General features: G+C 35.9%; 14 protein-coding genes and 5 tRNA genes. 6 read left to right on the top strand and 13 right to left on the bottom strand.

The features are described from left to right. Both CWR45_RS14945 and CWR45_RS14940 read right to left on the bottom strand, forming a co-directional pair. The coding region (locus CWR45_RS14945; protein ID WP_115750666.1) for an aureocin A53 family class IId bacteriocin at positions 1–122 on the bottom strand (122 nt) is incomplete at its 3' end. 76 nt (positions 123–198) lie between these two features. Further along, on the bottom strand, positions 199–345 hold the full coding sequence (locus tag CWR45_RS14940) for an aureocin A53 family class IId bacteriocin (RefSeq protein WP_115750665.1): 147 nt from the start codon (positions 343–345) through the stop codon (positions 199–201). Positions 346–568: 223 nt separating this feature from the next. Here CWR45_RS14940 and CWR45_RS14935 point away from each other — a divergent pair, with 223 nt between their 5' ends. The 4 genes from CWR45_RS14935 to CWR45_RS14925 all read left to right on the top strand — a co-directional run bounded on the left by CWR45_RS14935 (position 569) and on the right by CWR45_RS14925 (position 3557). Next, on the top strand, positions 569–1828 hold the full coding sequence (locus CWR45_RS14935) for a helix-turn-helix domain-containing protein (protein WP_115750664.1): 1260 nt from the start codon (positions 569–571) through the stop codon (positions 1826–1828). Between the two features lie 32 nt (positions 1829–1860). After that, on the top strand, positions 1861–2028 hold the full coding sequence (locus CWR45_RS19895) for a hypothetical protein (RefSeq protein WP_170138879.1): 168 nt from the start codon (positions 1861–1863) through the stop codon (positions 2026–2028). 854 nt (positions 2029–2882) lie between these two features. Continuing rightward, on the top strand, positions 2883–3200 hold the full coding sequence (locus CWR45_RS14930; RefSeq protein WP_115750663.1) for a DMT family transporter: 318 nt from the start codon (positions 2883–2885) through the stop codon (positions 3198–3200). A gap of 9 nt (positions 3201–3209) precedes the next feature. Continuing rightward, the gene (locus CWR45_RS14925) at positions 3210–3557 is read left to right on the top strand and encodes a DMT family transporter (RefSeq protein ID WP_115750662.1); all 348 of its coding nucleotides are present in this window, start codon (positions 3210–3212) and stop codon (positions 3555–3557) included. 49 nt (positions 3558–3606) lie between these two features. Here the strand turns inward: CWR45_RS14925 and CWR45_RS14920 are convergent, their stop codons facing one another. From CWR45_RS14920 to CWR45_RS14905, 4 genes are all read right to left on the bottom strand, one after another. Continuing rightward, on the bottom strand, positions 3607–4191 hold the full coding sequence (locus tag CWR45_RS14920) for a cupin domain-containing protein (RefSeq protein ID WP_115750661.1): 585 nt from the start codon (positions 4189–4191) through the stop codon (positions 3607–3609). Positions 4192–4299: 108 nt separating this feature from the next. Beyond that, positions 4300–4533 carry a GyrI-like domain-containing protein gene (locus tag CWR45_RS14915; RefSeq protein WP_211315975.1) on the bottom strand — a complete coding sequence of 78 codons (234 nt, stop codon included), beginning with the start codon at positions 4531–4533 and terminating at the stop codon, positions 4300–4302. A gap of 161 nt (positions 4534–4694) precedes the next feature. Beyond that, on the bottom strand, positions 4695–5336 hold the full coding sequence (locus CWR45_RS14910; protein ID WP_115750659.1) for a response regulator: 642 nt from the start codon (positions 5334–5336) through the stop codon (positions 4695–4697). Then, the gene (locus tag CWR45_RS14905; RefSeq protein WP_115750658.1) at positions 5337–6164 is read right to left on the bottom strand and encodes a sensor histidine kinase; all 828 of its coding nucleotides are present in this window, start codon (positions 6162–6164) and stop codon (positions 5337–5339) included. A 185-nt stretch (positions 6165–6349) separates the two neighbouring features. Between CWR45_RS14905 and CWR45_RS14900 the strand changes: the two genes are divergently transcribed. Beyond that, a complete protein-coding gene (locus CWR45_RS14900; protein ID WP_170138878.1) occupies positions 6350–6928 on the top strand; it encodes a copper resistance CopC family protein in 579 nt (192 codons plus the stop codon). A 3-nt stretch (positions 6929–6931) separates the two neighbouring features. Continuing rightward, complete coding sequence (locus CWR45_RS14895) at positions 6932–8023, top strand: copper resistance D family protein (protein ID WP_115750656.1); 1092 nt, start codon at positions 6932–6934, stop codon at positions 8021–8023. A gap of 251 nt (positions 8024–8274) precedes the next feature. Here CWR45_RS14895 and CWR45_RS14890 read toward each other — a convergent pair whose 3' ends face one another. The 7 genes from CWR45_RS14890 to CWR45_RS14860 all read right to left on the bottom strand — a co-directional run bounded on the left by CWR45_RS14890 (position 8275) and on the right by CWR45_RS14860 (position 12041). Beyond that, positions 8275–9408 (bottom strand): 5-methyltetrahydropteroyltriglutamate--homocysteine S-methyltransferase, encoded by a 1134-nt coding sequence (locus tag CWR45_RS14890; RefSeq protein ID WP_115750655.1) that lies wholly within the window; start codon positions 9406–9408, stop codon positions 8275–8277. 452 nt (positions 9409–9860) lie between these two features. Beyond that, a complete protein-coding gene (locus CWR45_RS14885) occupies positions 9861–10784 on the bottom strand; it encodes a LysR family transcriptional regulator (protein ID WP_115750654.1) in 924 nt (307 codons plus the stop codon). 769 nt (positions 10785–11553) lie between these two features. Next, positions 11554–11628, bottom strand: a tRNA-Asn gene (locus CWR45_RS14880). Positions 11629–11635: 7 nt separating this feature from the next. Next, positions 11636–11709 (bottom strand) — tRNA-Arg (locus tag CWR45_RS14875). Positions 11710–11775: 66 nt separating this feature from the next. After that, positions 11776–11849, bottom strand: a tRNA-Ile gene (locus tag CWR45_RS14870). A 15-nt stretch (positions 11850–11864) separates the two neighbouring features. Beyond that, positions 11865–11938: transfer RNA gene (locus CWR45_RS14865), tRNA-Gly, on the bottom strand. Positions 11939–11965: 27 nt separating this feature from the next. Beyond that, positions 11966–12041: transfer RNA gene (locus CWR45_RS14860), tRNA-Phe, on the bottom strand. Positions 12042–12055 lie beyond the last annotated feature (14 nt).

The following is a 12055-nucleotide window of genomic DNA, read 5'->3' as shown; positions in this document are numbered from 1 at the left end:
TCAATGATGTATTGGATTCCAAGGCCACTAGCGATCATTGCCAAGATTGTTGTTCTGTTAGCCCATGCCCACTTCGCTGCTGCTACACCCAGCTGTGCTACTATTCTTAAAAATACTGCCATTTTTTTCACCTCCTTCAAATCTTTTCTACATAGTTGATAGAGGTCTCGACTTTATCAATCTGTAGTTATATCTCAATTAGTTCACAATACTATTGATTTTATCTATCACCCATTCGATAGCCATACCTGCAGCAATCCAGTCTAAAACTTTCCCTTTGTTAGCCCATGCCCACTTTGCAGCTGCAGCACCCAGCTGTCCTACAATTCTTAGAAAAACTACCATTTTTTCACCTCCTTCAAATCACAACTTCATACTTAATAGAGGTCTCGACTCTATCAAGTATTTTTTTATAACAAACTCTTTACAACTTTTGCTTTCATGTTACAATTTATATGCTATCATTAAATTGTAAATATTTGTATTTCGCATATTTCTTGGAATAGTTTGAATATCGGTTAGAAACCGACCCAATTTGCGCAATATTTATAAAAAGTGAGGGACTATTATGGATATGGGAAGAGTGTTGAAATTCTATCGTAAAGAAAAAAATATAACACAAGAGGAAGTTGCAGAAGCAATTGTGTCACCTTCTTATTTGTCACGTATAGAAAATGCAAAAACTACCGTAGAGGAAGAAACTCTTGCTTTATTATTTAATAGATTAGGGGTAAATTATTATGAAATGAAATCCAATGACAATAGAGTAAGAGAGCTATTGTTTCGATGGGAAAAGCCATTATTAAATAATGATAGAAAAGAATGTGAAAAAACCTATAGAGAATTACAAGAATTGGTTCAACCTGTTACAAACCTAGAACTTCAAGCTGAATATCATGTGAAGAAGATCAGGGCATGCATCATATTAAATAACTATGATGACGCCGATTATTCGTTTAGATTTTTACATAATTTTTACGACGTTTTATCAACAAGAAATCGCTATTTTTATTTTAAGCATGTAGGAAACTATTATTGGATCACTCACAATACGGTTAAAGCAAAGGAATATCTAGAAAAGGCTTTATCAGAGTATTCTTCAGCACATCTCAATGAATTAGAAAAAGCTGACATGTATTTTCTGTATTCCTTAATTTTATATGTAGAACAAAAAGAAACATTAAGTTTTACATATGCTCAAGAATCTTTACTAATTTTCCAAAATAATTACAAAAAACAACAATGTTTGAAACTCCATATTCAGTTAGGAATTTGCTATAGCAAACTAGGCGATGCCACCACAGCTCTATCTGAATTTAAAAAAGCTAGAAACTTAGCTTTAGAATTGAAAGATGCTATTCACTTGGGCGTTGTCGAGCATAACATCGCTAATATGTACTTGCGTAAAAGAAATAGAAGTAAAGCGATTTCACATTTAAAAATGGCTATTACACATAAAGATAAAGAAAGCATCAGCTATTTTCAATCATTATCCCTATTGATTTATGTATATTATCAAGAGGAACTGTTAAGTGAGTGTCATAACTACTTAACAAATCATTTAGAAGTCGCAAAACAATTACCAAACGATAATATTCCTATGAAAGAGTTTTGGTTTTTCCATTCCTTTTTAAATGAAACTGAGGATAAATGGGAAGCTTATGTTAAAAACAAACTCTTACCTATTCTAAAAAAAGCTAATAACACTAGAGATCTTCAAAGATATTCAAATTTTTTGGGAGAATACTATCAACGAAGGGGGGGATATAAAAAAGCGGCTGCTTACTACAAATTGGCTATAAAAAGTAACAATATTGACATGTATTGAAGAATCTATCCAAAAAGAAGGGAGGGTGCCTTATGAAGAACGGTCTTATTGCAATTGGGGTTGGATCCCTAATAATAGTAAATTCTGCCTTAGGATTTACCGTCAATAATGATAATGAAATACGTAATACTATTGAATCCTATATCAATATTGATGTACAAGTCATTCCAAATAGTGATGAACAGCCTAGAAGCAATTGAGGATTACTGAACAACTAAATATAAGCGCGTTTCTCATTAAAATTTTATCTTATCAAAGGAAGTCTATATACCTCTCTAAATTATGAGGTTTAGACTTCTTTTTTTCCATTCGGTCCCTTAGAGACTAAAAATAATCTTAAGAAATAATGAAGAAATCTAATATAAAACTAACCTGTAGTACTTCTCTATCTACCTATCATAAGAATTAAATAATTGAAATTGTTCTCGATTTATTGTTCAGTATTTCCAATATACCTACAGTCACTCAAGAGCAGGTAGGATTTAATATATATTAGAACGCAGTAACGACTAAGCTCCAAGTTCTATTTCCCATATTATCTTCTTAATCTCCTAAGACCCATATATACAGTTTCACTAAAAACTGTATATATGGGTTGTTATTCTTTTCATGGATCTGTGAAGGTGATTACTGATTTTTTTACAGGTCAAAATGGTGAAAGCGAAGGTTGTAGAAGTGACTATATTAATTCCCCAGTTATATGTATATACAGTTTAATGTATTCCTGTAATTAATAATGATCGAACATTTTTTGGAAAATGCAAATACAGGCCCTTCCATCTCTACCCCTCCTATTCATTATTTTTCAGTCATCTACTATCAAGAGAGCGCTTTCTTCATTCAAGTGATACGATTTCAGTAGAGAAAACTAAAAAGTGGAGAAACTGCCTGCTGCTTCTATTTCCATCTTCGCTCGTATTTCTTTGCCGTTTGAAAATAAATGTTTTATATTTATCTAGTAATAGTAATTATGTCGATATCTTGCTGGTATAGTTAAGATGGAAGTTATAACAGTAGGATTCAATTATTTTAGTATAAGTAATGGAGGAAAACAATGAGCGAATACATATTATTAGGCATCGCCATAATTGCAGAAGTGTTCGGTAGTTCGATGTTGAAATTAACAGAAGGATTCAAGAAGCTATTTCCATCGGTCGGAGTGATTATTGGGTATGCCGTTGCTTTTTATACGCTTTCGTTAGCACTGCAAACACTGCCACTTGGTCTAACCTACGCGATTTGGTCTGGAGTGGGTACGGCGCTAACTGCACTTGTTGGTATCATTTTTTATAAAGAAGGCATTAATCTAAAGAAAACGATAGGCATATTATTCATTATTGGTGGTGTTGCTTTACTAAATAGTGGTTCTTAGGAGGTACGTATGAAGGGATATTTATACTTAAGTATTTCAATTGTCGCTGAAATAATTGGGACTATGTTTTTAAAACTATCAGAAGGCTTTACAGTACTTGCCCCCTCCATTATTGTTGTCGTTGGATATGGTCTGGCCTTCTTTTGCCTTGGGAAAACATTAGCCTACTTACCGCTTAGTCTTGCCTATGCGATATGGTCTGGTGTGGGCACAGCAGTTACAGCCGTACTTGGTATTTTACTGTTCGAAGATCCACTCAATATTGGGATGGTACTCGGGATAATTCTTATCATTGGTGGTGTTGTGTTACTTAACGCTTCATCTAAAACAGAAGTGGAAACTTTAAAAGAGAAGTAAGAAACCGCTCAGATTATATTCTGAGCGGAATTACTAGATGGAGAAACTTTTAGTCTGTATTTCTATTGCCATGACCATGTTCTGATTCTGCTGCTATCGCATCTGCTTTGGTTCTGTGTACTGTTCCAAATGGGTGGTGGGGAGGTGCGTAAATCGAATACAGCTTTAAAGGGATATCTCCTGTGTTCGTAACATTATGCCATGTTTTAGCGGGTACCATGATCGCAAAATCATCGCTGATATTCCTTACATAGTTTAAATTATTCTTGTTTTTACCCATTCGAACAATACCTTGGCCCTGTTCCACTCGTAGAAACTGATCTGTTCCAGGATGGATCTCCAGTCCAATATCTCCGCCAACTGGAATACTCATCAGTGTTACCTGTAAATGATGTCCAGTCCATAGTGCGGTACGAAAAGTATCGTTTTGTTTTGTAGCTTCATTGATATTCACGACAAATGGTTCTGGCCCATAATCTTTTAGCAATATACGATTATCAGTCGGGTAGGAATATGGCATTTCATATTCGCTTACCTGGCTCATTCCATTATAAGGAAACGCACCATAAAAAAACTGCCTATCATCGTTATACACCGGGAAGTGCCAATAATATGAATATGGATAATAATACATATTTCTCAAACCCTTCTCTTATTTATCCATTTATCCTATGCAGTTTGTTTAAAAATGTACTTAAACCATGTTTTTTCATGTTTAATTATGTTATTTCCTTTAAGACGATTAATCACTCTTCTTCACTGGATATCGAAGAACCGTTTTTAGCTTTGCTTTCTCTACCTTCCTAAATTCGGAAAGATAGATTTCTCGATGCGTTAAAGAGGTTCTCTTCAATTGATTTTCTTCTAGGAATGCATTCATTATCTCAAAAGTTTGTGATTCTTCATCATATGAACCAAGATGTAGCATCTGTAAAGACAATCCATCTTCAATGTTATCGAATGTTACCTCGTCCAATAGTAGATTAGACTTATTTTTCCGTACAATTTCAAATGCCCTCAACGGAGAAAGTAAGAGAAGGATCTATATATACCGAAACTTCCTTGTTCCTTCGATTTTTAATGACAATACATCAGCCCGATGCTTATTCCTGCTACGATGGAATCTTACTATCAACGCTAATCCATTAGGCCTTGCTGAAAAGCATAGCTTGTTAGCTGCACTCGATTGTCTAAATGTAGTTTACTTAATATATTTTTTAGATGGCTTTTAACCGTATGTTCTGATATAAAAAGGGTTTCTGAAATTTCTCTGTTTGACAGTCCTTTAGCCACCAATTGTAGTACTTCTAATTCTCGGGTAGATAAAGGCGTATTCTTTTTCGTTATTGCTTTACTTTGAGGAAATTCCTTTAAGATTTGAAAGGCAATTTCTTTGGACATTGGGACTTCATCTAAGGCAAAAGCTCTTAAATGTTCACACCATGCTTCCGATTGAATATTTTTTAATAAATATCCTTGAGCTCCTTTCTTTAATGCATCAAACAAATCGGTGATATCATCTGATACAGTAATCATCACGATCTTTACGTAAGGGAATTTAATTTTGATTCTTTTAGTAGCCTCCAAACCGTCCATTACTGGCATTTGAATATCCATCAGAATAATATCAGGCATTAATTCTTCCGTAAGTTTAAGTGCTTCTTCTCCATTCTTCCCTTCACCTACAATAAGAAAGTCTTCGTGTTCTTCTAAGATTTCCCGAATTCCTTCTCTTGCATGAGCGTGATCATCAACAATTAATATTCGAAAAGGCTGCATCTATTTACTCTCCTTTTTTATTTCAATAATCGTTTCATTATCTGTATTGTTCATAGAAAATTCCCAGTCCATATCTATCGCCCGATCCTTAATAATTTGCAGTCCATAACCCTTGCTGGATTGAATCGTTTCATTTTTAAATCCTATTCCTCGATCCTTAATCTGGCAAATCCATCCATTGTCGGTTTCTATTGCGTGAATCCATACTTTATTTGTCTTTGCATGCTTAATAACATTGACAACGGCCTCCTTTATACAGGCAAATAACTCTACTTTCTCTTTCGATGATAATGTATTATCTCCGATTCTCCATTCTAGCTGAACATCCATTAAATGCTGATTCTTAAGTTCAGTTACATACTGATAAATCGTTTCTGTCCAACTGAAAGTATCTTCATTTGGTAAATACCTTAAGTTTGTAATCGCTTGTCGAGTATCTTCATGAATGTGCTGTAATGTTTGCTTAATTTTTTGGAAATCCGGATCATGTTCGAGATGATTATTCCTTCCGAACTTATTCATTTTTACAGATAATAGAAATAAAGATTGAGCAATTCCATCATGGAGTTCCCTTGCTAGCTTTTCTCTCTCAATAAGTGCAGCTTTCTTCGTCTTTTCCCACCTTAGCTCTTCTTGGATTCTTTCTAAAATTGAAAACAAGTGCCGTAAAAAGACGAGGGTAACGATAAAGACTAATATTGGGGAAAGAAAATTACCTATCTCCATTGATATATAAGAAAGAAGAAATTCATGCCGAATATATTCCCACATGGCGATGGTAATAGTAGGGAGAATTAAAATAAGCCATTTAATTTGTTTATACTTCAAGTCTACACCGCTTCTCTATTATTAAATTGTGTCTATATTTTATCATCTATTCGAACATTATTAACAATTTTGCTTCTAAATCACTCTTTTGAGGTATTATGCAATATTTACATTGTATTTATAATGTTTGAAGGTGACTTAAATTAATAGATGCAGTTGCCGAGACATGTAAGGGAGGAATTATTTTGAAACGATTATTTATCATATCAGTTGCAGTCTTACTAGCAACGTGTTTTTCTACTAGTGTGTTTGCTCACTCACATTTAGGAGGATCGAATCCAGCAGATGGTGACGTTGTTACAGAGCCATTGGCTGAAATTGTTCTTGATTTTGATGGTCAAATTGAACAAGGCAGCTTTATAGATCTAACAACGACAGAGGGGCAAGCTATTGAAATACAAGAAATTATTATTGGTGAGGGTACATTAACAGGTACTGTTGCTGAGCCACTTGCAAATGACGAATATCAAGTAAATTGGAGTATTATCAGTGCAGATGGTCACCCATTAGAAGGTGAATTCTCATTTACGGTCAATGCCGCGGTTCCTGAAGCTGTGAAAGAAGAAGCTGAAGAGCCATCTGAAACAAAAGTGAGTGAGGATGAAGAAACAACAGAATCAGCTGAGCAATCGACTGAAGAAGAAACATCAACTTCAGCGAGTGAAGTAGAGGAAGAATCATCTTCTATGACTGTAATTGCAATAGCTGCTATAGTTATCATTATAATTGTTGGTTTCTTCCTAATTACTAAAAGAAAGAAATAACGAATGGACATAATCGTAATTATTAGTCAGGCGCTTTTGTATTTATGCTTTTCGATATTAGCAGGAAGTTTTCTTCTTCTCCTTGTCCCAAGCAGCTACCGTCCTAATATTAAAATTCCAAAGTATTTATTACTTATTAGTGCCATTATACTGCCGGTTTTCGCGTTCTTTCCCGTGCTTGATAGTATCTTATTTATTGCTCCACGCCTAGGTTTACTTGAATCATTCAAGATTGTTCTGACAACCTATACAGTGGGGACCGCATGGGATTTTACCCTAATTGGTTCTGTTTTGCTAGTACTATTAATCTCCTTAGCGAGGCCTAAGGAAAAGGATACCTTTGCTTTTTTAGGGACAGTACTAACATTTGGGTTAATTTTAACAGTTGCTTGGTCAAGCCATGCGGGCGCGATGGAACCAATCACAGGAATTATTAGCCACTTTATCCATTTAACAGCTGCCAGCATTTGGGTTGGAGTTGTCCTTATTGTTGGCTGGTGTGCAATCAATCATAATAATTGGCTGAAATTTTTAAGCTGGTTTTCAAAGATTGCTATCGGATGTTTAACTGCTACAGCTATAAGCGGTATACTATTAACGAATGTAATGGTGGATGGGTATACTGATTCTTGGATGGTTTCGTATGGACAAGGGCTATTAATAAAACATCTATTCCTGCTGCCACTAGTTTTCTATGCATTATTAAATGGTTTGATTGTGAAATATAAAGTATCAAAAGATATTACATTTAATCCAATTCCTTGGGTTCGAGTAGAAGGTTTGATTTTATTTGTAATTTTTACGATTACAGCTATTTTTTCACAACAGTCCCCACCGCATGGGAATTATTTAACGAATGATGCAGTGTCACCTTTATTCCGTCTATTTCACGATGTTATAATCGATTCTAGTAATACAATTGGATTTACTGTCAACTTAAATATCGTATACTTCTTTTTCCTATGCATTTCATTAGTAGGATTAATTATACTATCGATTTACAAAAAAGCATCGATTATGATAACTTTTCTTCTTAGCTGCTTATTTGTGATGAGTATATACTTCATGTTAATGATATCTGTGGTGATTAGCTAAGTGTGATTCAAACAATATACAAAGAGATATAATATGGTTAGTATATTGATATTATTATTGTTTCTATACTAATCTTTATAAAATGGCGATACTATGAAAATCATGTTTTGATTAATCTTTTTTCAAAAAACATGATTTTCTTTGTTTATTTAAAGTCAAATCTTTGAATAATACCAAAGGGTATTTTAAAAGAAAAAGCATTACATTAAAGAGTCATCTTCTAATGTAATGCTTTCTCTGTACCTAACTTCTTAACCCCAAACCTCATCGGCTACCTCTTTCACAAGGCGGAGTTTCTCCCACTGTTGCTCTTCTGTTAAAATATTTCCTTCTTCAGTTGACGCGAAGCCACATTGTGGGCTAATGCAAAGTCGATTAATATCAACGTATTTCGTTGCCTCTTCAATGCGTGCCTTAATGCCCTCTTTATCCTCTAAATCACCTGTTTTTGATGAGAAAAGACCTAAGACAACAAATTTATCTTCACTTACATGCTTCAATGGTGTGAAATCACCCGCACGCTCTGTATCATACTCTAAATAATATGCAGAAACATTTTCTCTCGCAAATAAGATATTCGATATTGAATCATACCCACCAGAAGAAGCCCATGTAGAATGATAGTTTCCACGGCAAACATGAGTCGTTACTATTAAATCTTCAGGGAGATTTTCAATCGCTAAATTATTCACACGCAGAAATAGTTCGCCAATTTCCTCAACAGTTGCACCATCATGACGGGATTCCCAGTATTTAGGATCTACTAGCATTCCCCATGTGCAATCATCTAACTGTACACTTCTGCATCCAGCGTCGTACAGATCCTTAATAACTGTTTGATATGCTTTTGCAATATCCGCAACCAAATCTTCTTCATTTGGATAAATCTCTTCGGTTACTTTAATATTATCAGGACGTTGTAGTTCTGCCAAAAACTGAGCAGGTGCTGGAATTGTCTGTCTTGCAACTACACCATCTTCTTCATATGATCGAATAAATGAAAAATGTTCAACAAACGGATGGTTCTCACCACTTATTTTTCCTGTTAGACTAGCTGTTTCCGGACGTGTCTCTTCATCATGAAAAAGATAGCCTTGATCAATCATCTTCTTGCTTACGCCATTTAGTCCCCACATGAAATCTAAGTGCCACCATGAACGGCGAAATTCCCCATCTGTAATTACTTGAAGACCAACATCTTTTTGTTTTTGAATTAACTCGATAATGCACGCATCTTCCACCTGTTTCAGTTCATTCTCTGATAGGCTGCCATCCTTAAAAGAAGCACGAGCATTCTTTAATTTCTCAGGTCGCAAAAAGCTCCCCACATTATCATATCGAAACGGTGTAACCAATCTTTTCCCCTGTTTAGTACCTACTCCCATTAATACCTCTCCCTTATGTTTCATTTCTATATGGATGTTCAAAAAGTCCGGTAAAAATGACACGTCAAATTTTTTCGTTCGCTTTCTTTTCCGTTCCTTGGACTGCGGTACACGCCCCATCGGAAAGATTTGTTGCAATGCCGACACTGCTCGTCCAGGGCGTCGGAAGTTCGAGGCGGCGTAGCTCCCCGTAGTGGGCTTCCACAGGATGTAGTGACTTCTGCGTTGTCCACAGGACGTGGACGGTTTTAGTAGAAGTTCCTTGACTGTTTTAGCGTGAGCAAACGATCCTGCAAGAAGGAAAAGCGTTTTTCTTTTCCCAGGACGTTGCGAACTTAGCCGACTGGTCCCTTTTTATCCTCCTTTTTGAACTCGTTTTATAAGATATAGTCTAGCATAGAGAATTTAACATAGGGTAAGACATAAAATATTCCGCTTGTTATAGCTTTAAACTATAGTTGAAGCTGTCGTAGCTCTTCTGCGATTGTTTCTTTTAAATAGCCGATATAAATATTAGCTAGCGTACTGTTTGTTAAATTCTTATGGGTAACATACCCAATATTGATGCGTTCATTGACCTTTAAGGGTACTGCGATAATATCCCTGCTGTTTAATTCATGACTAATGACACCTGTTGTAATCGTATAGCCATTTAACCCAATAAGCAGGTTAAATAACGTAGCCCGATCGCTCACCTTAATATTCTTCGGTCTAGACAGTGTGCTAAGAATCTCCTCAGAGAAATAAAAGGAATTATAGTCCCCCTGCTCATAGGACAGGTATGGATATGGATCTAGGTCCGATAATGTCACATAATCGCTTTTCGCAAGTGGATTTTTCGAGCTGATAAAGATATGCGGCTTTGCTTCGAAAAGCTCATGAAACTCGAGATTTCCTTCTCTTAGAAACTTAGAGATAACCTTTTTATTAAACTCGTTTAAATATAGAACACCAATTTCACTGCGCAGGTTCTTCACATCATCAATGATTTCATATGTCCTCGTTTCCCTAAAGGTAAACTCGTATTCATCCGGATTATATTCTTTCAGCAGTCGTACAAAAGCACTCACCGCAAACGCGTAGTGTTGTGCCGATACGGCGAAATGCTGCTGTGGTGATGACGTATCGGAATAACGATACTCAAGAAGTGCTGCCTGTTCAACCACCTGCCTTGCATAACCTAGAAACTCCGATCCTTCTGGTGTAATCATGATCCCCTTATTGGTTCGAGAAAATATCATTATCCCCATTTCCTTCTCAAGCTCTTTAATTGCATTTGAAAGGCTTGGCTGACTAATAAACAAATTCTGTGCTGCATTGCTAATTGAGCGACTTCTCGCCACTTCAATTACATATTTTAATTGTTGTAATGTCATCTTCAATCCCTTCCCCTTACATGAATTTATATTCTGAATTATACACTTCTTTATCAATATATTCTATTAATCGACAATTCTCCTCTATGAAATATTATGAATCTTTTCGATTACACCGGATAAGCTTTTAAAAAATTCACGGGAACAAGCGTAACAAAACGAGACTTAGGAATTAGGGTAAAATGAAAAAATGGGTGTTGTGCAATAGATACATTTCTATTCTTTTTCTTGGGATTCGGTTATCTTTGTCTATTAATATGGGGGATTTCACTGATTAGAAAGGATGGCTTGTTAAATTTCACCAACATACTACTGCTAGTCATTTTAGGGATGATATTTGATAACTTCATGATTGCATTTGGGAAATTTTCGGTGAAGGAAGCCTGCTGGAGAGCTTAAACTATCTCTGATTTAGATTTCAGATACAAAACAACTAATATTAATGTTACAAAGACAAAGTATCGTAAGTCAGCCTTGAAGTCGTGCCTATAGGCTTCAAATAACGATTTCTCCACAAAGTTTATAACTGAATAATTCTTAAAGGGAGAAGTTAATCCCAGGATATTATAATAACAACTTAAGGTGTACAAAAAACGTATTTAGCGGTTTTTCCAATTTAGTTATCGTCGCTATAATTATTCCCCAAATAAAAAAGCCCCATAAGGACTTGAATTTCATTATGTAAATAGGTGGTCTGCCAGGGAGGATTCAAACAGTGATACACTTAATTAAATCCCAATAGCTTACCCGCTTGTCTTTAGTTCAAAAATGGCTCCACAGGTAGGATTCGAACCTACGACCGATCGGTTAACAGCCGATTGCTCTACCACTGAGCTACTGTGGAATAAATACGCGCCCTAGAGGATTCGAACCTCTGACCCACAGCTTAGAAGGCTGTTGCTCTATCCTGCTGAGCTAAGGGCACAAACATAAATAATATATTAACATACTTGTGTATGGAGTTTCCAATCACGTACTAATTAATATGTGATGGGCCTGAGTGGACTCGAACCACCGACCTCACGCTTATCAGGCGTGCGCTCTAACCAGCTGAGCTACAGGCCCAAATAATAAATTATTTGGAGCGGGTGAAGGGAATCGAACCCTCATCATCAGCTTGGAAGGCTGAGGTTTTACCACTAAACTACACCCGCAAATTATATAAAATATTCTATATAAGATGGTGGCTCGGGACGGAATCGAACCGCCGACACAAGGATTTTCAGTCCTTTGCTCTACCGACTGAGCTACCGAGCCAAATTAATGTAAAT

This window comes from Oceanobacillus chungangensis (assembly GCF_003369565.1).
Classification (GTDB): Bacteria; Bacillota; Bacilli; order Bacillales; family Amphibacillaceae; genus Oceanobacillus; species Oceanobacillus chungangensis.
Note: the sequence above shows the minus strand (reverse complement) of the source record. Positions and strands in the feature narration are given on the sequence as shown.